The following is a 25,864-nucleotide window of genomic DNA, read 5'->3' on the forward strand; positions in this document are numbered from 1 at the left end:
CGACTCCATGCGGATCGCTTTGATTGCGGATACTTTTCCACCGCTGCGCACGTCGGGCGCCGTGCAACTGAGGGATCTTGCCCGGGAATTTGCGCGACAAGGGCATCGGGTGACTGTCATGCTCCCATCGGCCGATCTGCACCGCCCTTGGGCAATTGAAGAGCTTGACGGTGTAACAGTGCTGCGCCTGCGAGCGCCGCCTACCAAGGAAATTGGCTATGTGAGGCGTACCTGGAATGAGTTCGTCATGCCCTTTGCCATGTTGCGCAACCTGCGTAAAAGCCCGCTGGCAGGGCAGCGATGGGACGGGATTGTTTGGTATGCTCCCTCGATCTTCCACGGGCCTATGGCGAGCGCGCTAAAGCGCGAAAGCGGCTGCAAGGGGTATCTCATCATTCGCGATATCTTTCCCGAATGGGCCGTTGATATGGGTCTGATGGGCCGCGGTCTGCCCTACCGTTTCTTCGATTCCATCGCGCGCTACCAATACTCGATTGCTGATGTGATTGGGGTCCAGACGCCGGGCAACCTGGCTTACTTCGATCGGTGGCGGCGCAGGTCGGGGCGTGTCCTTGAGGTGTTGCAGAACTGGCTGGACAAGCCTTCAAACGTGCGTTGTTCGATTCGTGTCAGCGAGACACCATTGGCCGGGCGCAAGCTGTTCGTGTACGCAGGCAATATGGGTGTGGCTCAAAGCGTCGGCATTGTATTGGACTTGGCGCAGAGGATGGCCTCCCGGGTCGACGTGGGATTCCTGCTGGTCGGTCGAGGCAGTGAGGCCCGAAGACTTAGAGAAAAAGCGCAGGCTCTCAGCCTCACCAACGTAGTCTTTTTCGACGAGATCCACCCCGACGAAATCCCGGACCTTTATGCACAGTGCCGGATTGGGATCGTCTCGTTGGATCTCCGCCATAGGTCTCACAACATACCAGGCAAGTTCCTGACTTATATGCAAAGCGGCATCCCTGCACTCGTGCGCTTGAACCCAGGCAACGACTTGGCCGAGCTGATTCGAAACGAGCGGGTTGGCCAAGAGTGCCAGAGCGATCAGCTGGATGAACTGGTCGCGAAGGCGGAAAGATTGCTAGTAGAGGTAGAAACGGATGCCGACCTGCCCGGACGTTGCAGGCGATTGTTCGATCGCCAGTTTTCCGCCAAGCAGGCGGTGTCCCAAATCGCAGAAGCGCTTTCCAGGCCATAATCATAACGCCTGGATCTTTTCTCAAGGGGAGGGCAGGCACTGGCCTCCCATCATGGTCAGAGTGCTGCCCGTCTCCCGCAATGCCTGACGGCGACGCTAACCATCGGCCAGGGCCGCGATGACTATGATTTCGGGTGATAGTTTTTTGCGGTGGGTTTCCGGCGGCGCGTGATCAGCAGCCCTGGGCTAGCCGACGACATATTGTGAGAAAACCTGGGATGACGGGTATGGTTGCCGGAGAACCAGACGACGTGCGTTTGAAGAATGTCAACGGCCAATGGATTGTTCAGGTCGTCGAAAATGGCAAGGTCACTAGGTGTTCATTCAACGCTCAAGACCTTGCCGAGAGCTACGCCGAGCTCCAGCGAATGAGACTCGGCCTGCCCGGAAAGCCGCCAATTTGTGGAGACAACAGGGTGAATGAGCGCGCTAAAAAGCTTCGTGAAATACCAGACTTCATCATCGACGATGTTCTCGAACTCGCCGAGTACTCTGATCGGGGTATTGTCACCACGCTGGTTGATACGCACGGCCTTCGCCTCCGTCTCCACCTCACCGCCGTGACCTCAGAATTGCTTTGCGAGCGCATTGCCGAAGCGCTGGAGCGCCGCTACGGCAAATAGTGGCCTCCAAGCATAACTGCCGTCGTGGATCGACAAATCCGTGATCACGCCATGCGGTGGCTCTCTGGCCGGCGCCACCAGGATACCGAGAGTGCCCGTCGGCACTGTCAGAATTAGAGAGTCTACGAACATCGATGAATAAATGGATCGCAATTCCTGTTGTCGGCCTGGTGTTTGCCGTGGGCTTCATGGCTGTCATCGTGTCGCAGAGGGACAAACCACGTCCACAACCACGTGCCACGCTTTCACCATTTAGCGGCCACCTCAACATTCCCTCGATAGACGATCTGCGGGTGGGAGGGCGCAAAATTGTCCTATGCGGCGCGGCGTCGACAAAACCTCCGGCTTTGCGTGACATGGTAACAGAAGCGGCGCGGCGTGATTTTCAGGGAATGGTTTTGAACTGCAGACCGGTCGGCTCAGGCACTCCCTGCGATGGGAAGACCGGAGAGAGGCTGGGGGATGCAGTGGTCGTCCAGTGTTTTATGCCGGACGGTGGTGACCTGGCTGCTGTTCTCACTCAAAGGGGCTTACTCTGTGGCCAGCCTGGTCAGGTTGGGGCGACTTATCGAGCTTGCTGATATCAATTGAGGGAGTGCAATAGGGGACTCACCGTCCATTTATGGCTCCATACCGCCAGACGCGACCTTGCCATCCTGGATATGGATTGCATGCGGAAGCTGTGGAACGATCCGTCCAGATTTCTACCCCTCATGGGCGCCCTGCGCCGAATAGTTCAGATTCTCGATGAGGGTGTGCGGGCAGTATGTCTCGGCGCTGCCGCATGCAAAGAAGCGGGCAAGCAACACAGGTGTTGATGCCGGCTGTCTCGGTCAGATGCCGCTGTTGGCCGGCGACCAATCGCCACCGAAGCGTTGGGGGATTGTCTTGTGATCTGGCTCGCGATGGTGCGTTCCATGGGTTTTCCTTAGTCCTTAGTGATGATGATTCGAGATGGTCGGCGAATGGAGAATGGAGGACGAGCCCGATGAATGACCCAGCAGTCTACGATCTGGCCAATGGTTGGCGAGCAAGCGGCGTTGCTGACGGCGACACCATACTAATTCATTCCAGCGCCAAGCGCATCCTCGTCCGACTAAGGAGCGCGGGTATAACCCCTTCAGTCGAGACCATTGACGTGATCGCCATCTCAGAGTTGATTGGCGTATCGCCAAACGAGTGCATTTGAGTAGGCGAAACTATTCCATTCACACAATATTATCCAACGGAAACAATAGATGGACTACATACAATCGATAAAGTTGTAGTCGACGGGTATCAGGATTGAAAATGGACGCCACCACATCGGATACCAACCGGGTTCTTTCAATCCACCATCTATTATGCGAATAATTGCAACAGAAATCTCCGCGACGCCGTACGAATCTCCAAATCATTATCGCTAAAAGAAAAATATTATTGTAAAATACCTAAGTTTCCACACAAGCCGGCGCTTTAATTCCTTCTGATACTAGCATTCTCTGTTCTATCTACGAAACCTTAAAATTACGATTAGCAATAAAGCAATAGACCGCCTTAGTCCGCAGCTGTCGTCCCTCCTTACTGTATTTTTTACTGCATCTCTGTTCATTTGATGTAGCTAATATACTGTGTTCAAACAGGCACGTCTAAAATTAAAAGCTTATCTCGCACGTGCGAAATAGGTTGGAATCGTAACCAAAAGCTGTTAGGCGCTTACCGCAGACATTAACTTGGGCGCGTCTGAACGACGCAAACAAAGGATCGAAGCAAATGAACATTGTTTTGAAAAGTGCGTTGGCCGGGTTGGTCACTTTGGTCGGTTTTGGCTCAGTTCCAGTTTTCGCGCAGGATGCACCGTGCAGTTGTGCGACGGCTTATCAGGGGCCGACAAGTCCAATCGGATCGATCCGAAGTGTAAGTGGCAATGTGATGGTTTCGCAGACGGCCGGTTATGGGCCTGCCAAAGCGGGAAGCGCTTTGGATTTCGGCAGTCGCTTGGTGGTCGGCGCCAAGGGCTCTGCGTCCGTTCAGGTTGGTGATTGCAGGCTGAGCGTGCCTGCGAATGCAACTCTCGACATTTCACGTGTCGAAAACAATATCTGTCTCAAGGTCGTGAATCCCGAACACACTGCTGCTGCGGTAAGTCCCGAGCACACTGGCGCCATTGACCCGTCGCGCAAGTTTGCCTTTGGCTTGCCTGCGCAATTTTTTGCAGGCGCGCTTCTCACTGCCGGAGTTCTTGCGGCGACCCAGGATGATAATAACGGCGTGAGCCACTAGGCGTGTTCGTCCGGGTTCCCAGGTGGGTAGGCGATTAAAGAGCCAAGATGAGCGTTCGCTATCGGTTTGTTGCTGTCCCGGTTTTTGGGTCGATGGCAGCGCTCATCCTCAGCCTTCACGAAGGTGACAATTCTGTCAGCAAGTAGCTCGAATCTGGCGGTCGGCGCTCTGCGGTTGTCAATCGCAATGAACCGGGTGACACGTTTGTGTTCTTTCTCAGCGAAATCGCTGTTTTGCCCTGACGTGGCCAGAAACGCTTATGATCGACCTGCATTCTCATATCTTGCCCGGCCTTGACGACGGCTCGCCTAGTATTGCTGAATCGCTGGAAATGGCGAGGTTGGCGGTAGCCGACGGGACGACCCATATGGCATGCACGCCCCATGTCGTACCCGGTATGTATGAAAACGGGACGGAGAATATCGTCGAAGCGGTCCGTTCGTTGGAGCAAGCGTTACTGCGCGCCGAGATCCCGCTTGCTCTCTATGTCGGTGCCGACATCCACATTGCCCCCGATCTTCCAAATCAGCTGGTGCACGGCAAGGTGCCGACTTTGAACAGGTCGCGCTATTTTCTGTTCGAGCCGCCTCACCATGTGTTGCCGCCGCGGCTGGAAGAATTTGCCTTGCGCCTCATAGAGGCCGGGTTCGTCCCGATTCTCACCCATCCGGAGCGTTTAACCTGGATCAAGGCGAACTATGACGTGGTTGAAAGGCTGAACAGGCTCGGCTGCCTCATACAACTTACTGCAGACTCGATTATTGGCGCTTTCGGGCGTACCGCCTTCTACTACTCGGAAAAGCTGATAGACGAAGGCCGCGTCGATATCATCGCATCCGATACTCATGGAGCTAATCGCCGCCGGCCTGGCCTTTCACAAGCGGTTGACGCCGCCGCGAAGCGGTGCGGGGAAGAGGAGGCTTATAATATGGTGGTGAGGCGGCCGAGCGACATATTGGCGAACCGGCCGCTTGAGCCTGTTGGAAAAAGGTTTGCAAACAAGCCAAGCCCCGACAAAGTTGGCCGCTTCGGCGGGCTCGGTCGTTTGCTAAAGGCCGTGTCCTCATGATGCGCGATTTGATGAAATGCGCCGCGATCACGATGGTTGTGATGCTCGGTTCCCTCGGCATCTCGGCCTGCACCAGCACCTCGCCCACGGGGCCGGCGTCGATCGATGCGCTGCAGCTCACATCATCATCGTCGGTTCCCTTATCGGGCGGTGGCGCTCTGCAGATTGTGAAGGATCTTCCTGCTCCTCAAAATAGTCAGAACGGCAGTGAGCAGCCGTTGTCGCCGAATGACGTGCTCGAGGTCAATGTATACCAGGTCGACAATCTGAACAGGACGGTTCAGGTCGACGCTAGCGGGCAAATTTCGCTTCCACTCATCGGAACCCTCACGGCAGCAGGAAAAACCGTCCGTCAGTTGGAGAAGGAAATTGAAGCCGCTTACAGCGCGAACTATCTCCAATCTCCGGACGTGACAATTTTCGTCAAGGAATCCATTGGACAACGCATTACCGTTGATGGGGAAGTCAATAAGGCCGGCATCTATCCCGTATCGAGCAACGCTTCATTGATCGACGCGGTCGCACTTGCCGGTGGGTTCAATCCTATTGGCGATGCGGGAAAAGTCTTTGTTTATCGCAATATAGGTCAAAATACGCTAGTCGCGAACTATAACGTCCAGAACATTCGCGCTGGCAAAAGCCGCAATCCACGCATCTACGGTGGCGACAAAGTGGTCGTCTTTCCTTCAAAATCAAAAATTGCTTTGAACAATCTGAAGGACGCCCTCGGAGTTGCGTCAACCGCAATGAGAATTGGCGTTCTCGCGCCGTAGTGCGCGTCGCATGTCAACGCCTATGAACCAGGATCGCCCGGACTATGCTCGATCGTAGCAGGCAACACCAATTAGCAGCTCCCGGACATGGCCAAGCCTTGTCTTCGGATCTTTACTATGATGGTGGCCAACATCATAGCCCGTATGGCCGCGATTCTGCCGAACAGGATCAGGGCTTTAATCCGCTCAAATTGCTCTTCTATGTTGTCCAGTATCGATGGCTGATTGCCATGATGATGGCGGCCGGGCTTGTTGCCGGTGTCGTCGTGACGATGATGCAGACGCCCAAATATCAGGCAACGACGCAGTTAGAAGTCTTAGTCCCTTCGGCGAAGGTCTTCCAGGACATCGAGGTGGTTTCCGAAAACAGCGATATCCGAGCCTTTCAGACCGCCCGTGAAAAGTTGAAGAGCCGGGCATTGGCGCAACGCGTTGTCTTCCAACTGGGCCTCAGCGAAAAGCCGGACTTCCTGTTTCCGACGCCGGACTTTTCGATCAGCAATATTTTCTATCGGGCCTTCAGAATCACTAAGGCTCCCTCAATCGAAGAGAAAACTCCGGAACAACGTGAAGCCATTGCGATCAAACGCGTTTTAGACAACCTCACGGTTAATCTCGTAACCAACACAAGTCTGCTGTCGATTACCTTTTTGGACCAGAAGCCGAAATACGCCAGCGATGTGGCCAACCAGGTTGCGCAGAGTTTTATCGATCAGCGGGTGGATCAGACCAGCGAAACGTCTGACCTGGCGCGGCAATTCATCCAGGAGCAGGTTTCGCAGGTCAAGCAGAAGCTCCAGAAATCCGAGGAAGAGCTCGTCGCTTACGCAAGGGATGCGGGCATTACGATCACCGGTGACACCAAGTCGCTTATCGGGTCGAACATTGAGGCCCTCAATACGGCGCTTCAAGCAGCAACCCAGGAGCGGTCCGATGCCGGATCGGTTGTGGATCAGATCGACAAGGGTCGTGGTGGTAGCCTTGGCCCGGTGCTAGAAAGCAAGGGCCTGCAGCTGCTTAGTGATAAGCTGGCCGATCTCAACAGCCAGTATCAGCAGAAGCTCGGCATATTGAAGCCTGGTTTTCCGGAAATGCAGCAATTGCAGTCCCAGATCAAGGAACTGCAGCGTGTATATAACAATGGTGTGCTGGCGATCACTGATTCACTGCGGCTCAAGTACCAGCAAGCTCAAGACAAGGAGGCCGATCTTAAAGAGAAGCTTGCCGATATGGAAAGGCAGCAGGTCGCCTTCAACGACAAGAATATCAAATATACGATCCTGAAGCGTGAAGTCGACTCAAACCGGTCTCAGTATGACAGTCTAATTGCCAAGCTCAACGAAGTTGGCGTGAGTTCCGAGCTCAAGACCCAAAGTGCCGCGATCGTGGACGTCGCGACGCAGCCGACGGCGCCTTATTCTCCACGCCTGAGCATCAATCTCGCAATTGCATTGGCTCTCTTCATGGCCATCAGTGGCTCGATTATTTATGTTATCGAGCTGCTGAACAACACGTTTACCAATCCCGAGCAGGTCGAAAAGGAGCTCGGACTGGCGATGCTCGGGATATTGCCCCATGTCGACGATCGCGAGCTCATTGCCAGCATTGCAGACCAGAAGTCAGGCCTTTCCGAAGCCTATCGATCCCTTCGAACATCTTTGCAGTTCTCCGGGGCGGAAGGCGCGCCGCGCTCGCTTCTGGTCACCAGTTCAGAGCCAGCGGAGGGCAAGTCGACGACCGCGTTCAAGCTTGGCCAGGATTTCGCAGCGCTTGGGGCAAGGGTGCTGATTGTCGACGGCGACCTTCGAAAGCCGAACCTTCACCGGCTGTTCGGTCTCGCCAATACGATCGGGTTGAGCAACCTGCTGACAAACACCGTCCGTAAAGAGGACCTTGCGACCATCTTCAGGCCGACGAAGTATCCCAATGTGACGGTTCTGACCTCTGGAACCATCCCACCTAACCCTGCCGATCTTCTTTCTTCACCTAAGATGGCCTTGATCGTGACCAATCTTAGTAAACGGTACGACCTGGTGATAATCGACGCCCCACCGATCGTTGGGCTATCCGATGCGCCTATCCTCAGTCGGCTGGCCGAGGGTACGTTGATGGTCATTTCGACAAAGCAGGTCACCCGCAAGTCGGCGAAGACAGCCCTGAAGCGTCTGCGCGCTGCCGGCTCCAACGTGGTTGGAGCCGCAATGTCGAAGTTTGCGGTGAACAAGTTCGACTACAATTATGCCTACAAGTACATGAATTACCAATATTACAACTATGGCACGAGTACCCCGAAACTTGAAGGTAAAGTTGATGACGGCGCAGACCAGCCCGCTCGCGCAAAATCTTCGACGTTCAGGCATTTGGTTCGTCGCATCCGCTCTAGTGTTAGCGGCTTCGTTGAACGGGCTAAGTCAACTCCTTGAGACAGGCACGCCAGACATTTCGATGGCGTTGGATCCGTTGAATGTCGACGCCTTGATAAGCGAAATTTCCCGCGACCTGAATGATACAGCCAATCCCCCTGATCTTGACGCACTGGCTGCCAGGGCGAAAGACTCCCTTCGCTTCAATGTCGGAGATGCACGCCTCTATAGCTTAATCGGGGAGATAGAGTACCGACAAGGCAAGGAAGATGACGCGTATGCGCTCTTTGATCAGGCACGGAGGCTGTCGAAAACAGAGATCCATGCGCTCCAGAGAACGATCAGCCATTCAGTCGAGATCGGGGATCTGTCCAAGGCTGTAGGCGCGCTCGATATACTGCTGCGCCGTTGGCCGGATCAGTTTCCGGCCGTCGCCGGGGGCCTTCCAGCAATCCTTTCGAATCCTGACGGATATCATGCCGTGCTGGCAGCAATTGCGGCGGGAGCACCTTGGCGGGCGACCTTGTTTTCTGTTCTTGGAAAAACACGCCCAGGGCTCAATTTTGCAAACCAGTTGCTCCTTGACCTGGCCGGATCCGGTGCGCCACCGAAATCGGGCGAGCTGTCCTCCGTGATCACTGGGTATATCGCGCAGAAGGAATACGAACAGGCCTATCGGCTGTTTCTCTTCAGTCTGTCCGATGACGAAGGAAAGCTGGGCGGATATGTTTTTAACGGCACCTTTCAGCCCGGGTACGGTGGAAAGCCTTTCGATTGGCAGGTTCGCGATCAGTCAGGCCTCGACGTTACGTTTGCGACCTCGCAGGATGCTGTTGAAGGCGAGGGAGGGGCGACGGTTCGCTTTTTGAACACGCCCGTGAAGAACACTGCTCTCCAACAATATATCGAGCTGCCGCCTGGTTCGTACAGGATTTCATTGGTCGCATCCGGGAGTAACCTGAAGTTGCCCAAAGAACTCTTCTGGACCATCAGATGTGTGGATCCGGCGCGCGAAATAGCGCGGTTTAACGTTCCCGAGGGCACCTTCAATCGTCAGAGGCTGAGCCAGGAATTTTCCATTGGACAGGACGCATGCCCAATGCAGCTGTTGCGGTTGGAAACCGCCGCAATAGCTGAGAGTTGGCGGTTTCGCTATATGGGTACATTGGTCATGCACAAATTGAGCATTGAGAGAATTTCACCTTGAGTGCACGGCCGTCGGAATGGGACAAATATCTCCTCGGCTCGGTCCTGTTCACCTCCCTGCTGATAGGCGGTGGTACGGCGAGCGGGCTGTATACCGATACCCTGATCGAGATAGTAGCCATTGTCTCGGCGGCCATTGCCTTCTCTCGAACGTCAACCCCAATAACAACAATCCCCGGATCAGTGCTCTGGCTGCTTTTCATGGCGGTGGCGCTGGTTGTGCTGCAAATCGTTCCGCTGCCTGCTAGCCTTTTTGCCGGTCTGCGGCCGGAAGTGCTGCTCGGCGCTCCCTGGCTGGTTGATCAAACTCGGTTCATCAGCGTCGGAGTAGGGCGAACGATCGAGTGTCTGCTGTATGTGGCGGCGTCGGTAGCTTTTTTCCTAGGTGTCATGCGTTTACGCTCCGATCAGGTCTACGGCCTGCTCCCCTTCTTTTTCATGGGTGTAATCTGCAACGGATTAGCCGGAGCGATCCAATATTCGCTCTCAGATAACATCGCGATCGAGGGATTGTTGCCCTTCACGATCAATGCTGGACTTTTTGCCAACCGAAACCATTTTTCGGCTTTGCTTTTCGTCTCCATTCCCTTCGTTGTCTATTACGGCCTGTTCCGCGGACATCTCCTGTCCGGAGCGATCGGTCTGATCGCGCTTCTGCTGTTCCTTTTGGCGGCAGGGTCGCGTGCCGGCGTTCTTATCGGACTGGCCGTTACCGTAGTGTCCATCATATTTCTCTCGGCTCGCTCGAGAATAAGTGGTTTTAGCGTATTTGTTCTCTTCGTTGGGCTTTCCGTCTACGCGATGGGGGCATGGACGACGATCGATGCAAGGGAGATAGATCCTGCGTTCGGACGCGCGGAGTTTGCCCGTACGACCATGGATGGAATAAAAGAGAATTGGGTTACCGGAGTCGGATTTGGAAATTTTCAGAAGGTCTACCAAATATACGAAAAAGAAGGGATGATATTCAGGGCGTATGTGAACCATGCCCATAACGAGTATCTTGAAATTGCCTTGGAAGGCGGAGTGCTCGCTGCCGTTTTGATGGCCTTGTACCTAATCCTTCTTCTGTTCGCGTTTTCCAGAATTCGCCGGGACTCTTTTCAGAAGGCAGCGTTTCTTTCTGTAGCATTCTTACTTGTGCATTCTCTGGTCGACTACCCGTTGCGCACCGCCGCGCTCGCAATGACCTTCGCGTATATGAACGCCATCATCTTTCATCGCGGGATTACGGAGGGCATGAGCCAAAAGCCGGAGCTGGTAGAAGTCGACCACAATGGCGACAAGCTGTTTGTTCCCGTTGGAGCGTCTCGGTAAACGTGAGCAGTTGTGGGCGGACGCTGCGGCGCGCTTCCGAGGTCGCGGTCAGAGGTTACGGCGTCAAACCGGCGCGGTCGGGCAGACAAAGCTGTCCGACCGACCGGGGAAGACCCTGTGCCACGAGCCGTTCTTGCCAGCGTGGCCGGTCAACGAGGTGCTGACCTTTCATCCCGTACTCCCAAGGGCAAATCAGGCGGCCTTGCGTACCTTCAAAGCCTTCTCAAAGGCATCCTTGATCGGCTTCGATACGTCCTCGCTAGCTCTCAACATTAATGCCTGGAGGGCCTTGGCCTGCTCGGCGGAATTTTCGATCTGTTTGTGCAGGAATGCGGCCTGCAGTTCGAAGAACTCGGATGGCGACTTCACGGCAACCAGCGCTTCGAGGTGCGTGAATCCGGCTTCGGCATTGGCTTGCAGAGCGGCAATCGTCTTCACGACGAGCTCGTTGCGGGTGGTCCTGGCCATTTCAAAGGTCGACTCGAAAGCTGTTTGAGCCGTTTCGGCGTCCGAGCTCAATTTGGAAAATATTTCCTTCGACTGCTCAACGCTCTGATCGGTGACAGCACGGACTTGCTCGGCAACCTTGGACGGGTCGACGGTAGGGAATTCGACGTTTTCGATCGTTTCGGACTTACCGGTGATCTTGGACATTTTTCCATCCTTTTTCGGGGGGCGGCCGCAAAGCAAAGCCGCCTCCTTCATGTACGAAATCGTCACAACGGATTTGTGAACCTGACGTGAATTTGCGCGAGCAGGCTGCGCCCGGTCCTGCGCGAATTGGGGTCAGCGATTGCCGTCATGGTCTCTTCGGATTTCTCCTCCGAAACTCCTTTGACATCGGCTAATGCCGATAGCGGCCGTTGATCCAAAATTTCGCGAGCGCCGAACTTTTCCAGACCGGATTTGCGCCAAAGAAAAGGGCGGCATTGCTGCCGCCCTTTCGAGATTGTTGAGATGCGTGGACCTTAAAAACCCATGCCGCCCATGCCACCCATGCCGCCGCCGCCCATGCCGCCAGGCATGCCGCCGCCAGCCGCTTCCTTCTTCGGAGCTTCGGCGATCATGGCTTCGGTGGTGACGAGCAGGCCGGCGACCGAGGCCGCGTCCTGGAGAGCCGTGCGAACGACCTTGACCGGATCGACGATACCCATGGCGATCATGTCGCCATATTCGCCGGTCTGGGCGTTGTAGCCGAAGGTCGCGTCCTTGTTGTCAAGGATCTTGCCGGCAACGATCGATGCTTCCGCACCGGCGTTGGCAGCGATCTGGCGGGCCGGAGCCTGCAGCGCGCGACGCACGATGGCGATGCCCGCGGTCTGGTCGGAGTTGGCGCCGGTTGCCTTGATGGCCAGCGAGGCGCGCAGCAGAGCGACGCCGCCGCCGGGAACGATGCCTTCTTCGACGGCCGCACGGGTCGCGTTGAGGGCGTCATCGACGCGGTCCTTCTTTTCCTTGACTTCGATCTCGGTCGCACCGCCGACGCGGATCACGGCAACGCCGCCGGCCAGCTTGGCCAGACGTTCCTGCAGCTTCTCCTTGTCGTAGTCCGAGGTGGTCTCTTCGATCTGCTGCTTGATCTGGGCAACGCGGCCCTGGATCTCGGCCTTCTTGCCGGCGCCGTCGACGATGGTGGTGTTCTCCTTGGAGATCGACACCTTCTTGGCGCGGCCGAGCATGTTGAGGCCGACATTCTCGAGCTTGATGCCGAGGTCTTCCGAGATGACCTGGCCACCGGTGAGGATGGCGATGTCTTCCAGCATGGCCTTGCGGCGATCACCGAAGCCCGGCGCCTTGACGGCGGCGATCTTCAGGCCGCCACGCAGCTTGTTGACGACCAGCGTGGCCAGAGCCTCGCCTTCGACGTCTTCCGAGATGATGACCAGCGGCTTCGAGGTCTGCACGACAGCCTCGAGGATCGGCAGCATGGCCTGCAGGTTGGAGAGCTTCTTCTCGTGGAGGAGAATGTAAGCGTCTTCCAGATCCGCAACCATCTTGTCGGCGTTGGTGACGAAGTAGGGGGAGAGGTAGCCGCGGTCGAACTGCATGCCTTCGACGACTTCGAGTTCGGTCTCGGCGGTCTTGGCTTCCTCGACCGTGATGACGCCCTCATTGCCGACCTTCTGCATCGCTTCCGCGATCATCGAGCCGACCGAGGAGTCGCCATTGCCGGCGATGGTGCCGACCTGGGCTACTTCTTCCGAGGTCTTGATCTTCTTGGCGTTCTTGATCAGCGTCGCGACGACGTCGGCAACGGCGAGGTCGATGCCGCGCTTCAGGTCCATCGGGTTCATGCCGGCGGCAACCGCCTTGTGGCCTTCCTGGACGATCGACTGCGCCAGAACGGTCGCGGTCGTGGTGCCGTCGCCGGCGATGTCGTTGGTCTTCGAAGCAACTTCGCGGACCATCTGCGCGCCCATGTTTTCGAACTTGTCTTCAAGCTCGATTTCCTTGGCGACGGTGACGCCGTCCTTGGTGATGCGCGGGGCGCCGAACGACTTGTCGATGACGACGTTGCGACCCTTGGGGCCGAGCGTGACCTTCACCGCGTCGGCGAGAATGTTGACGCCGCGCAGCATGCGCTCGCGGGCGTCACGGGAAAATTTTACTTCTTTAGCAGCCATTTTGAGCTCCTGGGCCTAGGCCCTTGATTAAAATTGGATGGGGCGGGTTCTGGCGGCGATCAGCCGATGATGCCCATGATGTCGGATTCCTTCATGATCAGAAGGTCTTCGCCATTGAGCTTCACTTCGGTGCCGGACCACTTGCCGAACAGGATGCGGTCGCCTTTCTTGACGTCCAGCGGGACCAGCTTGCCGGCTTCGTCACGAGCGCCGGAACCGACGGCGATGATCTCGCCTTCCTGCGGCTTTTCCTTCGCCGTATCCGGGATGATGATCCCGCCGGCGGTCTTGGATTCGGATTCGACCCGGCGAACGACCACGCGGTCATGCAGTGGCCGGAACTTCGACTTTGCCATTTTTTGGATATCCCTGGTACGGAGGTTGAGCGGTTCTCCGTTGCCGGAGAGCGGTTAGCACTCGGCAGAGGCGAGTGCTAACGTGGCGGTGAGATAGGCCACAGGCTGGTGCTAGTCAAGACGGAAGAGGGGACGTGCCAAGCGCATAAGATTTGGAATCGGCGCGCGGAAGCACCCGGGACCCTTTACGTGAGGAGAAAGCTCTTTCTATATCTTTGCTGCCAGTGGCTTGTCCCCTCCGGCTCAAAACATCTCCGCCAGCGGCGCCTGCCTGGTGTGGCCCGCGGGGAAGGGCCCAACGGCATTTTCAGCTTGGCCAGGTCAACGAAATCGGGACCTTCTGGCTGAGTCGTTACGCGAGGCTGTGGCGTCTTTGATCAGGCCGCGTCGGGACCTTCCGATGCGAGCAGCAGTGCGACTTCGACGCGGTTTCGGCCTTTGTGCTTGGCCTTGTAAAGGGCGGTGTCAGCGGCAAGAAGCAGGCCTTCCGGCATCCTGATCGTCCCGCCCGATCGTGACAGTGCGGTCGCTGAACCAATGCTGACGGTGACGCGTCCGCCGCCTTCCGGATTGTCGCCATGTGGCAGGCCGAGGTTTTCGATTGCCAGCCTTAGCTGTTCCGCTATTTTAAGCGCTCCATCGCTATCGGTATCAGGCAAGATGACGGCGAGTTCTTCCCCGCCGTATCGCGACGCCAGATCCCCAGGACGATCAAGCACGTCTCTTATGGCGGCAGCGGCGGCACGAAGACAATCATCGCCAACCTGATGACCGTATTTGTCGTTAAAGCCTTTGAAACGATCGATATCGAGCAACAGCAAGGACATCTGTCCAGCGCTGCCAACGGTGCGCCGCCATTCCCTGTCCAAGGTCTCGTCGAAGGCTCGGCGGTTGCCCAGACCGGTCAGCCCGTCCGTCATCGCAAGCGAGCGGAGTTGTTCTTCGAGCCGTTTGCGTTCTGTTATATCTCTCATGATCAGGACGAAGTCGCCTGGAACGCCAGTTACCGGATCACGGACGATGCGCGCCTTGCTCTCCACCCAGACAGTTTCCCCATCCTTCCTCCGGATCTCGATCGCAAGCGGCTCGCCTTCATCTGCTCCGGCAAGCAAGAGCGCGGCGGCCGCAGCGATGTTTTGAAGATGCTCCGGCGGGACGAACGCCTCCGGACCATGCCCCACCATTTCCTCCGGCAGCCATCCCAGAAGTCGGGTGCATGATGGTGAAACGTAGCGTGCCTTCGTGTCCGGCCCGAGTTGCATGATGACGTCACCGCTGTTTTCGGCAAGCATCCGGAAATCCGTTTCTTCCGTAAGAATGTCCGAACGGATTGCCAAGCCTGCCGGTGATTGCCCGGACCCGACGCGACCAAAGGCCTTGCGAATAAACTGTGACGCGGATGGCAGGCGCATATTTGTCTCCTCTTCGGACACTTCTCTGCGGGCACCGCAGCATTCTGTATTCGCCTGTTCAAGCCGCCCCCAGGGAGGGATTTCTGTCAGGCGATCAGATCGATTGGGTTCGCTATGTCGCTCGCTACCCTAGTCTCCTCAGCAGGTGGTCGCCCGAACCGCTTCAGAAGGCCTTTCGCTATTTGACGTGGTACCGCTTGCGAAAACAGATACCCCTGACCCAACTGGCACCCGATCTCCGCAAGTAAGACGGCCTGGGCTTCGTTCTCGATGCCTTCGGCGATGACCTGGATGTCGAGCTTGCGAGCGATGCCGACCAAGCCCTCGACGATCGCCAGGCTCGGATCTCCCTGAACAAGGCGATCAATGAAGGATTTGTCGATCTTGACGATATCGACCGGCACCGTCAGTAGATGGGTGAGCGAAGCGAAGCCGGTTCCGAAATCATCGAGCGCGACGCGCAGGCCATGGGCCCGCAACGCCTTGATCTCCCGAGCGACGACCGGATCGCGCTGGCCGAGATAGACCGACTCCGTCACCTCCAAAATGATGTGCTTCAACGGAACGTTCTCGCGGCCGAAGGCGGCTTCGAGACGCGCGTAAAGAGTGCCGCTATGAAAATCGGCTGAGGTAATGTTGATGCCGACATGCTGCAACGGAATACCTTGAACCAGCCACGAGCGCACGTCCGCTGCGACGATCGCCATCATGCGTTCCGTCAGATGCGAGGCGACGCTGACATCGGAGGTTGCCTGGTGAAACGCAGCGGCGGAAACGACCTCGCCATCCGGCTTGCGAAGGCGGCAGAGGGCCTCCATGCCGACGATCGCGCGGGTGTCGAGCCGCAGGATCGGCTGGTAGAAAGCGTCGATCCGCCCTTCGCGCAAAGCCACGTCAACATCGCGGATCACCTCAATCCGGGTCTTGATTGCGCTGCCGATCCCCGGCGAGTACAGCACGAAGCCGCCTCGGGAAGTTTCCTTCGCGTGGTAGAGCGCGAAATCGGCGTTTTGGCGCACGCTTTTCGCATCGATGTCCCCCGCCGACAGCACTGCGCCGCCGATGGTAGCCTGTGCCAGGATCATGTGCCCGTCGCAATCGGCGGGCACAGCCAGAGTGTCGAGAATATGACGCGCCGTGCTCTCGATGCCAGCGGGCGCTCCGGCTCGCTGAAGGATTACGACAAACTCGTCGCCGCCCATGCGGAACACACGGTCAGGCGCTAGGCTTTCGGCGAGACGTGACGCCACCGCCTGTAGCAAAGCGTCGCCGGCGGCATGGCCGAAGGTGTCGTTGATGGTCTTCAGGTTGTCGAGGTCGATGATCAGGACCGCCCAGGCGCTCGGTTGGCCAAAGGACAGCCGCTCCAGGGCGACGTCCAAACTCGCCCGGTTCGGCAGGTTGGTGAGGGCATCGACATAGGCGCCGTGCTCTCGCTCGACGACCCGCCGGTGACGCTCAAGCGCGATGGCGCACAGGGAGGTACACGACGCGACAACCTTCTCCTCGCGCGGGGTGGGGCCGCGTTTCTCCAGAAAGTACAGGGCAAAGGTGCCGAGCACAGCGCCCTCTGCGTCGCAGATCGGGCTCGACCAGCAGGCCTTCAGGCCCAGCGCCAGGACGGGCTCCTTGAAATTGATCCAGCGCGGGTCGGTCGCGATGTCCTTCACAGCCACGGCTTTTCCGAGATAGGCCGCACTGCCGCAGGAGGCCACCAGCGGGCCGATCATCAGGCCTTCGAGACGAGCCATAAATTCATTCGGCAAGCTGGAACCTGGGAGGGGATGCAGCAAGCCGTTACCGTCAACGCGCAGAACGGAACATCTGACGTCCGGCAACAGTTTCTCGATCTGGTGGCAAAGACGGTCCGTGGTCGCTTCGAGCGTCTCGCCCCTGGCGATCATTTCGAGAATATTGTTCTGGAGATGCAGCACGTTAACCGCCAATACGTGTGCCTAAATACCCTGTAGCATTCCTGGTGAAATCACCCTGATAAGGCGCAGCGCACAAGATGACAGTGTCAGGTAATTCTTTATAAGTGTTATCTTTCGCCTCTGAAAAACCGGGGCCAGGATTTCGGTAGTCACGAAAGGCCGCGCCTTTTCCACACGTTTCATGGGTTACTCGCGTCGCTGGGCGGCTTCCGGCAATCACGCACCAAAGCGCGTTTTCAAGCGAACTCAAGCTTATGGTTAGACAGCCCCGTTTCTTGTCTAGGGACGTCACTTCCTTGCCGTGAAATGCGGCCGGTCTTGTCCGGAGCGACTATATCCGCCTCGTCGAGGTCAAGCCGCAGCAGGTCGCTGAATGGCAGAAAGGGATGTTGGAATCGCAGTGGCAAAGCATGCGACCCGCCAGGTTCTCTGTCTTGCATTTGGACCCTCCCTGGCTGCCCCGAATTGTCAGTCGCGGGACGCCAGCTTGCGTGTGGCCGATGCGAAGTAGCTCAGGCAGTCGCCTTTTGCGGTTGGCTGAATATATTTTCCGGGCGCGGCAGACCGAAATGGTCCCTTAGCGTTGCCCCGTCATAGTCGTGCCGGAAAAGTCCGCGCCTGCGCAAGATCGGCACCACCTCCTCGGCGAATACGTCGAAGCCGCCCTGCAGATAGGGCGGCATAACATTGAAGCCATCCGCGGCACCGTTGTCGAACCATTCCTGGATCTTGTCGGCGATCTGTTCGGGCGTCCCGGCCTGGACCCAATGCCCGCGCGCCCCGGCGAGGCGGTGGAGCAACTGGCGGATGGTTGGATTCTCGCGCTCGATGATGTCGAGTACGACGTGGAAGCGGCTGCTTGCACCACGCTCGCCCTCGACACTGATGAGCTCGCGCGGAAATGGCCCGTCCAGATCGTAGCTGGACAGGTCGGCGTCGACGATGCGGCGTAGCTGGTGAAGGGAATATTCCGGCTGCATCAGCTCATTGAACTCATCATGCAGTGCCCGGGCTTCAGCCTCGGTGGAACCGATGAAGGGGCTGATGCCGGGCAGGACCTTCACGTGGTCAGGGTTGCGGCCAACCGACTTCACGCGCGCCTTGATGTCAGCATAAAATTCCTGTGCGTTGCCGAGTGTCTGATGTGCCGTGAAGATCGCCTCGGCATAGCGGCTTGCGAAGGACCGTCCGTCTGGCGATGAACCCGCCTGGACGTAGACCGGACGTCCCTGCGGGGAGCGTGGAAGCGTCAGCGGCCCCTTCACCCGATGGTATTTGCCGATGTGGTTGATTGGATGGATCTTGTCGGTGTCGGCAAAAATTCCGGACTCCCGGTCCGCGATGAGCGCGTCGTCCTCCCAACTGTCCCAGAGCTTCGTCACCACGTCGACGAATTCGCCGGCGCGCTCGTAACGGTCGGCGTGGGTTGGATGTCGGTCAAAGCCGAAATTCAACGCTGCGGACTCGTCACCCGTCGTGACGATGTTCCAACCGGCGCGCCCGCCGCTCAGATGATCGACGGAAGCAAACAGCCTGGCCAGGTTGTAGGGTTCGTTGTAGGTGGTCGAGGCGGTCGCGATGAAGCCTATTTTCTCCGTTACGGCGGCGAGCGCCGAAATCCATGTCAGCGGCTCCAGCCTGAAGCGGCTCGCGTAGCGGATGTTGTCGGCGAGCGCGGGCCCATCGGCAAAGAACAGCGCGTCGAACTTGCTCGCCTCGGCCTTTTTCGCCAGTTCCTGATAATAGGCGATGTCCAGCACCCTCTCAGGGGCAGAATCCTTGTAGCGCCAGCCGGCTTCATGATGGCCGCCAGGATAGATGAAAAGATTGAGGTTCAACTGTCGTTTTACGGCGGGCATATGTTGGTTCTCCTAAGGGGGTGACGCTAAGCGACAAGTCGTGGGGCCCTCAGACGGGCAGCACAGGCTTTGTCTCGACGCCGAGATGACGCAGAAGTTCGCAGCGGATCTCGCCGAACCGGCGGTCGCCATGACCGCGTGGCCTGGGGACATCGATGACGATGTCGGCGGCGATCGCGCCATTGTCGAGCACCAAGACCCGGTCCGCCAGCATCACGGCTTCGTCCACATCATGGGTGACCAGCAGCACGGCCGGCTGGTGCCGGGCGCAGAGTTGGCGCAACAGATCGTGCATGCGCAGGCGCGTCAGCGCGTCGAGTGCGCCGAACGGCTCGTCCGCCAGCAGCAGTTCAGGGTCACGAACCAGCGAGCGCGCCAATGCCACGCGCTGCTGCTCGCCACCAGACAGTTCAACCGGCCATGCGGTTTCGCGGCCGCTCAGGCCAACCTCTTCGAGCGCTACCCGTCCGCGTTCGGCGGCGTCCGGCAGGTCGAGACCAAGAACCACATTCTCCAGCACGCGTTTCCATGGCAACAGTCGGGCATCCTGGAACACCACCGATTTCTTTTCGGGCGTATCGAGTTGGCCGGAGCCGGAGACTTTGTCATCGAGATCGGCGAGCGCGCGCAACAATGTACTCTTGCCCGATCCGCTGCGGCCGAGAAGGGCGACGAACTCCCCCTTCTCGATGTCGAGACTTAGGCCGTCGAGGACGGTTCGCGGCCCGAAACGTCTCACAAGGCTCTCGACCCGCACCACGGGCGCGCCGCTCAATCCGCCAAGGTGCGACGCCATGACAGCGACCTTTCCTGGAAGAAGCGGACGATGCCATCGCAGGCGAGACCGAGCAACGCGTAGACAGCGAGACCGACGATGACGATGTCGGTCTGGCCGTAGTTGCGTGCGAGATCGATCATGTAGCCGATGCCGCTGGTGGCATTGACCTGTTCGACCACCACCAGGGACAGCCAGGCATAGGTCACCGCCAAACGCAGGCCAAGAAAGAAGCCGGGAAGGGCGCCCGGCAGGATGACCTGGCGGATGAATTCGCCGTAGCCCATTCGCAAGGTCTGGGCCAGTTCGACATAGCGGTTGTCTATGCCCCGCAAGCTGCTGTGGGTCTGGATATAGATCGGGATCAGCACAGCCAGCGCGATGGCCGTCACTTTCATGCCTTCGCCGATGCCGAACCACAGCATCAGCAGCGGGATCAGGGCGAGCGTCGGTATCGCCCGCTTGATCTGAACAGGGCCGTCGATGATCGCCTCACCAAGTCGGGACAACCCGGAGATGAGTGCAAGCACAGTCCCGATCAGGACTCCGAACACCAGACCCTGTGCTGCCCGCCAGGCGGACGTCATCAAATGATCCTGAAGCTTGCCTTCGGCGATGAGATCAATGGCGGTGCCGACAACGGACCATGGCGCCGGCAGCGTTCTTGGATCGATCAGGCCGGCGACACTGCCGATGGACCAGATTGCGAGTAGAAGCGCGGGTCCAATCAGCGCGCCAAACGGGATCGCTCGCCCAAGGGCCAGGCGACGCGTCGTCCGGGCCGTGCGGGGCTTAGCAGCAGGCGGAACCAACCCCCTCTCATCCAATGCGTAGGGAATAGGGAGTGCAACTGAGGCGGTATGTGAGATTGCGTTCATCTGCGTCGTCTCCAGTCTTGAAAAGCGGGCGTCAGGACGCGTTCAGCGCATTTGCGGCGATCGTCTCGAAGCGCCTGTCGAAAAGATCCTCGGCCTTGATCGTGGGCCTGATCAGTTCGCTAGCCAGGAGATCGATCGTTGCCTGCTGGCGCGCGATCACATCGTTCCAGTCGGACGGGATGTCGAACTGGCCGTCGGCGTCGACGAGATACTGGCCATCTTCGCTGTTGAGGCCCTGGGTGGCGACGTAGTAGCCCTCGATCCACTCTTTCGGATGCTCCTGCACCCAGCGGGCCGCAAGTGCCCAGTAGCGCACATATTCGCCGAGCGCGGCAGCTTTGGCCGGGTCGTCAAGCACGGCCTGTGGGGCATAGAGATGGGCTGGATCATCGCGCAAGCCGTGCGGGATAGTGGTAGCGCCGTCGGCACCATACTGGTGCAAATAGTGCTTGACGAGGACGCCCCAGATCGGCGCGACGTCGACTTGCTTGCTGGCGAGCGCCACCGGATAGGCGTCGCCCTTGCTGGGCAGTTCGATGAGATTGACATCTTCCTTTTTGAGCCCGGCGGCCTGCAGGACCCTCAGCACCAATGCGCCTTGCGCCTGCCCGGGGCTGAAAGCGATCCGTTTGCCGCGTAAGTCCGCGAGCGACTTGACCTCGACGCCCGGCGCAATGCCGAGTTGATAAATCGGGTGCGCAACCGGATCCTTGCGGAACTTCGCGGCAATGATCTTAACCTTGAGGCCCGTCCAGGTCGCGTGGATGGGCGGAATGTCGGCGACGGATCCGACATCCAGTGCATTGGCGCGAAAGGCTTCGATTGTCTGGGGACCGCCGCTGATATTGGCCCATTCGACCTTGAAGGGTAGTTGACCAATCAGGCCCGAGAGTTCCAGGGCCCTTTGCGTCTCGGGATCGCCGATACGAAGGACAGTGCCATCCGGGATTTTGGTCGGCAGCTTAGCCGCGTCCGGACTGCCCGCTAGGGCACTGAAAGCGAAGGAAGAAGCGACCAAGGTTGCCGCCAAAGCGGTGACCAATACGCCAAGCCTCCTTCTCGAAAATCTCTCCACAGCTAGCATCATCTTCTCGCTCCAATTTTGGAAATGGCTCCTACTTACGCTGTTTACTATGTCTATCAATTATGTAGACGATAAAGTATCGGATGCTGTTCTTTGCCGCCCGAGGGAAACGCTGTTCGCCTCCGATGCTGATTTGGGGCATGTGACGCCCAATCGACGCGGGAGGGGCCGACGCAAGTCAGCCGCTGCTCAGAGAGAACAGGAGGAAGGCGTCGCCGGCTGTCAGGAAGAACGAAGCGGCCGGTAATTGGAAAAAAGACTTATGTCAGTTTCCTGGCGGGGACTGGCGGCCGCAGATCGTGACGATCGCGGTACTGCCCCATACGGCACGAGGCGAGAAGGTAATGGAGTAGTCGCGGCTGCTGGTCGCCGGTCCGAACCAGAAATAGGGTGAAGGGCTTGTCCACGCCGGCAAATCCATTGCCGGTGTCCGGTCCTCATCGGCGGCCGGTGTAGGCATGCCGTCCTGGCCAATGGTGATCATGGACACGCCGATATAGCTCCCGGCCTTGAAGCGGCCGACGAATTCGACGGCGTCGCCAATGTAGCGAAAGCAGCCGTCGCTTTGGCCAAGCTTGAATCGCTGGCTGGGGACGGGTTGGGAAGGCTCTTCCTGGGCGCTGGCTTGCGTCGGCAGGAAGCTGCCCGCCGCCACGGTGAAGGCCACTACATGCCTGAAATCCATGACAACCTTATTGCACCGCATCTGACCTCGGCCGCACACCAGTCGCCATGTATTCTACGAACTGGAGGGCGGCCATGAGCGTATTCACATCGTTCACGTAGGAGGCATCATCTTCGATCTCGTCAAAGATCGGAACCAGCTTGTGAGCGATAGCGGCTTGCTTATCCGGCAAGCCGCCTATCTGGCGCAGAAGTGCTGCCCTGGCTTCATCGCGGGTCAAAATCATTCAACTCCCGCTCCTGGCGCACTCGGATAGGCTCACCTGGCTTTCCCAGCCAGGAGCGTTAGCGCCCCCAAGACTGCGCCGGCGACAAGTCCAACCACGGCATAAATTGCAATGTGGCTCACTATGGCTGACTGATAGGTGGCGTCGGGGTCAGCGGTCGCCAGCATCGACAATGCAGGTTGTGGTTTCGTCAGAAACCCGACGCCGGCCCCGACCAGTGCGCCTACTATGCCAAGGCCTATGGCTTTGTTCATGAAATCTCTCCTCAGCAGATGTGGACTTATGGTTTGAAGACAATCTTGTGGCGAAGGGTATCGCTCGGCACGTACCAGGATGCCTGAATGTCGTAGCAGACTGCGGCGGCTCCCCTGTTGGCGACGTCGCCAGGGAGGTCGATATCCCTTACGTGCCGGTATTTCCCCTCTTTCTTAAGTTGATCGGCGGTGAAGCCGCCGGCGGCGAAATAGGCTGCGAGCTTGGCATGGTCAACGGCGAGGCCTGGGCAGTTAGCCTCGGCATATTCGGTGATAGCCAAGGTTGCGGCCGCTTCGCCCAACTTTGGAGGTTGGGCGTGAGCAGCGGTGACCCCGGTCGCCGCCACCAGGACGGCGAGCGCAAGGACGGCCAGTCTAACATTGTGCTTGGTCATGGGGATTCTCCGATGGTGTTGGGTCAGGAGGAACGCCACGGTGCCACCTTACGGCTCGACAAGGAGCTCGGAAAAAGGGGTTGGTACGGGGAACTCACCGGATACAATCCTCCACTCTTCCCAGCGCTTCAGAGCCGGGTTAATTGCATTGCATACTCACAATTGGTGACGCGCAGGCTGGAGCCATTGAGCTGGTAATCACACATTGCGGACGAAACGCCGATCATACCGGGATCGGGCTCGAGCTTCAGGCGATTGCCCGCATAGGTGCTCCATTTCCAGATGGCTTGGGTTCCATGGATGACGATGACGGCCGTGCCGTCGCCGAGAAATTCCACTGTGCTGCCGTTGGGATCCCTGTATTTGCCCTCGATGCTGGCGACAGAGGGCATGGCAGAGTTGAAGTTTGGCGGTCGGATCAGGCCAAACCCGATTCCGAGGATCACACTGACCACAGATAAGGCCACGGCTGCGAAGGCTTGGTGCCGGGCCAGGGCACGTTCTTCGGCGCTGGCACCTGCCGTGAGCCCGTTCTTGTAGGCCCGATGGGCGAGATAGGCAAAGAGCGCGGCGGGCAGGAAACGAATGCCGAACAGGCTGATATTGTAGGAATTCGGAACAAAGAAGGGAAAGAAGATCAGCGCGGCGATGCCCCACGCGATCGTCGGAATCTTGATTGTGTTTTGCATGGAAGGTGACCTCGGGAGAAAGGGTTGGACAGTCGTCTGTACGGTGGGGCGTATCGGGCGCAGCCGGGCTCATTGCTTGACGAGCGCGATACTCGAGCCGACCTCATCCCAGCCGTAAAGGCATGTCGGCGGCTCGATGGTCAGTGAGGGGCCGGCGATCGTCGCCTTGCACCGTCTCGAAAAACCAGCGGGATAGGTGATCTGGAGCTCGCCACTCTCGAGAAACGTCCAATCGGCCCTGGAGGTAGAGGCGTTGCTGTTGAGGAAGAACACGTTCCCGCTCATTTTGAATTCCGCGAAAAGCCGCCGCTGGCTTCGGGTCCAGGTAGGGCTCTCCCACCGTCCAACGATTTCGATTTTCGGGTCAGCAGTGAGTGGATTGCAAGCGGACATCCCGGCCGCCAAGAGTGGCAATGCAACGCTACGTCTCAAGAGAGCACCTATTTTTGGGGGATAAGCCGGGTAGGGCCTGGGCGATGTCTATCGCTTCTCCAAATTGGAGTTGAAGAAATCGCCTTCGAAGCCTTTTGCCGTAGCTTGCTGGTGCACATAGTCGCACTCCAGGAACTGCCCGAAACAGAACACCGCACCGTAATTGGGCCAGTTGAAGGGTCGGGCTATGTCTTTCGGCCGATCGCCATCATTGTATGTTTGAAAGTCGTACTTGAAATTCTTGGCCTTCAGTTGGCCCGTTATTGTGTCGATGATGTTGGAGGTCCATCCCTGCTTGTTGTGGAGAATGAGCATATAACTTGGGTTGGCTTGCGACATCTCCTGATCAATAAATGCAATAATGTCCTTGGCCCTTGCAGGCAAAACAACGGCCAACAGACCGGCGGCGAGGGTTGCCACCCGAAGAGCCTGGACGCGCGAAATCATATTCACAATCTTCCTCCGTTTGTTGTGGGACAGATTTTAGAGCTTGGGCGCCGTGGAGTGTGCGTCGCGCACCTTTTTGGTGGCGCTCTCGACGGATTTCTCAAATTGGGCAACCTGATCCCGGTCAGCAGCAGCTGCGGCGTCATCGACCACCTCGTAGGAGACAGCCTTCACGTAATCGCTTTCGGTCTCCATACCGATCGCCATCTGCTTGTCACGGGCGCCGTTCTTGACCAACTGGCCCTTGCTCCAAAACCAGCGCATCGACGAGCTGCTATCGACGCTTGGCGGGCCAAACTTCTGGACGATCGCCGCACGAAGCGTCGCGAGCAAAGGACCTTTGCCGCCGTTGTAGGTGACGAGGCGCCGGACGTCGGTAGAGCGCTGGCCGGTCAAGGGAGATGAGAACTCCACCCTTATGCGTTGGGTGGCTTCAGCGTCTTCTGGCCCGGTCCAGGTGATGTCAGGGAAGTACCTGTTGGGGCCGGTGGCGATGACCTCGACGTTGAAATATTCCTCCTCGAGCAGGAAGCGGTTCGATGGTTCCTCGTTGGAAAAGTTCTGGTCGGTCAATATTTTGCGAATGTCATCAACCGTCTGGCCGAGACCTATTCCAAGGAAGTCAACTGACCGGCCATTGGACCTGAACAAATCGGACGGCAGGCTCGCCGCGGGCACCGCAACATCGAGAGAAAGTTTCTCTTGAGAAAAGGCGGGCGTGGCGGCGACTGCTAACGCAAACGCGAGCGACAAAACCCGGGATCGTTTCACGAATACCTTAGGGCCTTCAAACGGGTTATGCGGCGGAATCGACCCGGCCGCGACGAAGAACAAGGCTGCGCTACGTCTCAAAGGTGCACCTGTAAGGAGGAGGCTGGAGAGACGGCAGGTTTATGCAGAAATCACGACTTTTGCGCACGCCTCCGCGCGGCGGTGGCGCTGCGCGCGCACCGACTTTCTGCACATACTTTGTGCAAAATACCTATCAGATAAGCTCAAA

26 protein-coding genes are annotated in these 25,864 nt (G+C 57.9%); 9 read left to right on the forward strand and 17 right to left on the reverse strand.

Going from position 1 to position 25,864, the window contains the following annotated elements; translation table 11 throughout:
- Positions 1-7: 7 nt before the first annotated feature.
- The 9 genes from AC1RZR_RS22125 to AC1RZR_RS22165 all read left to right on the forward strand — a co-directional run bounded on the left by AC1RZR_RS22125 (position 8) and on the right by AC1RZR_RS22165 (position 10,814).
- The gene (locus AC1RZR_RS22125; RefSeq protein ID WP_481825986.1) at positions 8-1,201 is read left to right on the forward strand and encodes a glycosyltransferase family 4 protein; all 1,194 of its coding nucleotides are present in this window, start codon (positions 8-10) and stop codon (positions 1,199-1,201) included.
- A gap of 218 nt (positions 1,202-1,419) precedes the next feature.
- Positions 1,420-1,824 carry a hypothetical protein gene (locus AC1RZR_RS22130; RefSeq protein WP_481825987.1) on the forward strand — a complete coding sequence of 135 codons (405 nt, stop codon included), beginning with the start codon at positions 1,420-1,422 and terminating at the stop codon, positions 1,822-1,824.
- 988 nt (positions 1,825-2,812) lie between these two features.
- The gene (locus tag AC1RZR_RS22135; protein WP_481825988.1) at positions 2,813-3,013 is read left to right on the forward strand and encodes a hypothetical protein; all 201 of its coding nucleotides are present in this window, start codon (positions 2,813-2,815) and stop codon (positions 3,011-3,013) included.
- A 563-nt stretch (positions 3,014-3,576) separates the two neighbouring features.
- A complete protein-coding gene (locus AC1RZR_RS22140; RefSeq protein WP_481825989.1) occupies positions 3,577-4,086 on the forward strand; it encodes a hypothetical protein in 510 nt (169 codons plus the stop codon).
- A gap of 259 nt (positions 4,087-4,345) precedes the next feature.
- Positions 4,346-5,155, forward strand: a complete 810-nt coding sequence (locus tag AC1RZR_RS22145) for a tyrosine-protein phosphatase (protein WP_481825990.1) — start codon at positions 4,346-4,348, stop codon at positions 5,153-5,155.
- On the forward strand, positions 5,152-5,928 hold the full coding sequence (locus AC1RZR_RS22150; protein ID WP_481825991.1) for a polysaccharide biosynthesis/export family protein: 777 nt from the start codon (positions 5,152-5,154) through the stop codon (positions 5,926-5,928). The genes AC1RZR_RS22145 and AC1RZR_RS22150 overlap by 4 nt, the downstream gene beginning before the upstream one ends.
- A gap of 44 nt (positions 5,929-5,972) precedes the next feature.
- Positions 5,973-8,351, forward strand: coding sequence for a GumC family protein (locus AC1RZR_RS22155; RefSeq protein ID WP_481825992.1), 2,379 nt, complete (start codon positions 5,973-5,975; stop codon positions 8,349-8,351).
- 22 nt (positions 8,352-8,373) lie between these two features.
- Positions 8,374-9,498 carry a tetratricopeptide repeat protein gene (locus AC1RZR_RS22160; RefSeq protein WP_481825993.1) on the forward strand — a complete coding sequence of 375 codons (1,125 nt, stop codon included), beginning with the start codon at positions 8,374-8,376 and terminating at the stop codon, positions 9,496-9,498.
- Positions 9,495-10,814, forward strand: coding sequence for an O-antigen ligase family protein (locus tag AC1RZR_RS22165; protein ID WP_481825994.1), 1,320 nt, complete (start codon positions 9,495-9,497; stop codon positions 10,812-10,814). Before AC1RZR_RS22160 ends, AC1RZR_RS22165 begins: the two co-directional genes overlap by 4 nt.
- Positions 10,815-11,006: 192 nt before the next feature.
- Here AC1RZR_RS22165 and AC1RZR_RS22170 read toward each other — a convergent pair whose 3' ends face one another.
- From AC1RZR_RS22170 to AC1RZR_RS22250, 17 genes are all read right to left on the reverse strand, one after another.
- A complete protein-coding gene (locus tag AC1RZR_RS22170) occupies positions 11,007-11,468 on the reverse strand; it encodes a phasin (protein WP_481825995.1) in 462 nt (153 codons plus the stop codon).
- A gap of 314 nt (positions 11,469-11,782) precedes the next feature.
- A complete protein-coding gene (gene groL / locus AC1RZR_RS22175; protein WP_481825996.1) occupies positions 11,783-13,438 on the reverse strand; it encodes a chaperonin GroEL in 1,656 nt (551 codons plus the stop codon).
- Positions 13,439-13,497: 59 nt separating this feature from the next.
- Complete coding sequence (gene groES / locus AC1RZR_RS22180) at positions 13,498-13,794, reverse strand: co-chaperone GroES (protein WP_172235081.1); 297 nt, start codon at positions 13,792-13,794, stop codon at positions 13,498-13,500.
- Between the two features lie 377 nt (positions 13,795-14,171).
- Entirely contained in the window at positions 14,172-15,206 is a 1,035-nt protein-coding gene (locus AC1RZR_RS22185; protein WP_481825997.1) for a sensor domain-containing diguanylate cyclase, read from the reverse strand.
- Between the two features lie 86 nt (positions 15,207-15,292).
- The gene (locus AC1RZR_RS22190) at positions 15,293-17,110 is read right to left on the reverse strand and encodes a sensor domain-containing phosphodiesterase (protein ID WP_481829096.1); all 1,818 of its coding nucleotides are present in this window, start codon (positions 17,108-17,110) and stop codon (positions 15,293-15,295) included.
- Positions 17,111-17,652: 542 nt separating this feature from the next.
- Positions 17,653-18,999, reverse strand: coding sequence for an LLM class flavin-dependent oxidoreductase (locus AC1RZR_RS22195; RefSeq protein ID WP_481825998.1), 1,347 nt, complete (start codon positions 18,997-18,999; stop codon positions 17,653-17,655).
- Between the two features lie 49 nt (positions 19,000-19,048).
- Positions 19,049-19,795, reverse strand: coding sequence for an ABC transporter ATP-binding protein (locus tag AC1RZR_RS22200; protein WP_481825999.1), 747 nt, complete (start codon positions 19,793-19,795; stop codon positions 19,049-19,051).
- Entirely contained in the window at positions 19,771-20,652 is an 882-nt protein-coding gene (locus AC1RZR_RS22205; RefSeq protein WP_481826000.1) for an ABC transporter permease, read from the reverse strand. The genes AC1RZR_RS22200 and AC1RZR_RS22205 overlap by 25 nt, the downstream gene beginning before the upstream one ends.
- Before the next feature lie 31 nt (positions 20,653-20,683).
- Positions 20,684-21,736 (reverse strand): ABC transporter substrate-binding protein, encoded by a 1,053-nt coding sequence (locus AC1RZR_RS22210; protein ID WP_481829097.1) that lies wholly within the window; start codon positions 21,734-21,736, stop codon positions 20,684-20,686.
- A gap of 265 nt (positions 21,737-22,001) precedes the next feature.
- Positions 22,002-22,403 (reverse strand): hypothetical protein, encoded by a 402-nt coding sequence (locus AC1RZR_RS22215; RefSeq protein ID WP_481826001.1) that lies wholly within the window; start codon positions 22,401-22,403, stop codon positions 22,002-22,004.
- A gap of 25 nt (positions 22,404-22,428) precedes the next feature.
- Positions 22,429-22,647, reverse strand: coding sequence for a hypothetical protein (locus tag AC1RZR_RS22220; RefSeq protein WP_477249916.1), 219 nt, complete (start codon positions 22,645-22,647; stop codon positions 22,429-22,431).
- Positions 22,648-22,679: 32 nt separating this feature from the next.
- Positions 22,680-22,901, reverse strand: a complete 222-nt coding sequence (locus AC1RZR_RS22225) for a hypothetical protein (protein ID WP_481826002.1) — start codon at positions 22,899-22,901, stop codon at positions 22,680-22,682.
- A gap of 26 nt (positions 22,902-22,927) precedes the next feature.
- The gene (locus tag AC1RZR_RS22230; protein WP_481826003.1) at positions 22,928-23,296 is read right to left on the reverse strand and encodes a hypothetical protein; all 369 of its coding nucleotides are present in this window, start codon (positions 23,294-23,296) and stop codon (positions 22,928-22,930) included.
- A 128-nt stretch (positions 23,297-23,424) separates the two neighbouring features.
- Positions 23,425-23,985, reverse strand: a complete 561-nt coding sequence (locus tag AC1RZR_RS22235) for a hypothetical protein (RefSeq protein WP_481826004.1) — start codon at positions 23,983-23,985, stop codon at positions 23,425-23,427.
- A 69-nt stretch (positions 23,986-24,054) separates the two neighbouring features.
- Positions 24,055-24,270, reverse strand: coding sequence for a hypothetical protein (locus AC1RZR_RS22240; protein WP_481826005.1), 216 nt, complete (start codon positions 24,268-24,270; stop codon positions 24,055-24,057).
- Positions 24,271-24,465: 195 nt separating this feature from the next.
- Positions 24,466-24,864 carry a dynein light chain family protein gene (locus AC1RZR_RS22245; RefSeq protein WP_481826006.1) on the reverse strand — a complete coding sequence of 133 codons (399 nt, stop codon included), beginning with the start codon at positions 24,862-24,864 and terminating at the stop codon, positions 24,466-24,468.
- A gap of 36 nt (positions 24,865-24,900) precedes the next feature.
- Positions 24,901-25,698 carry a hypothetical protein gene (locus AC1RZR_RS22250; protein ID WP_481826007.1) on the reverse strand — a complete coding sequence of 266 codons (798 nt, stop codon included), beginning with the start codon at positions 25,696-25,698 and terminating at the stop codon, positions 24,901-24,903.
- Between the last annotated feature and the right edge of the window lie 166 nt (positions 25,699-25,864).

The organism is Mesorhizobium bavaricum (assembly GCF_056781655.1).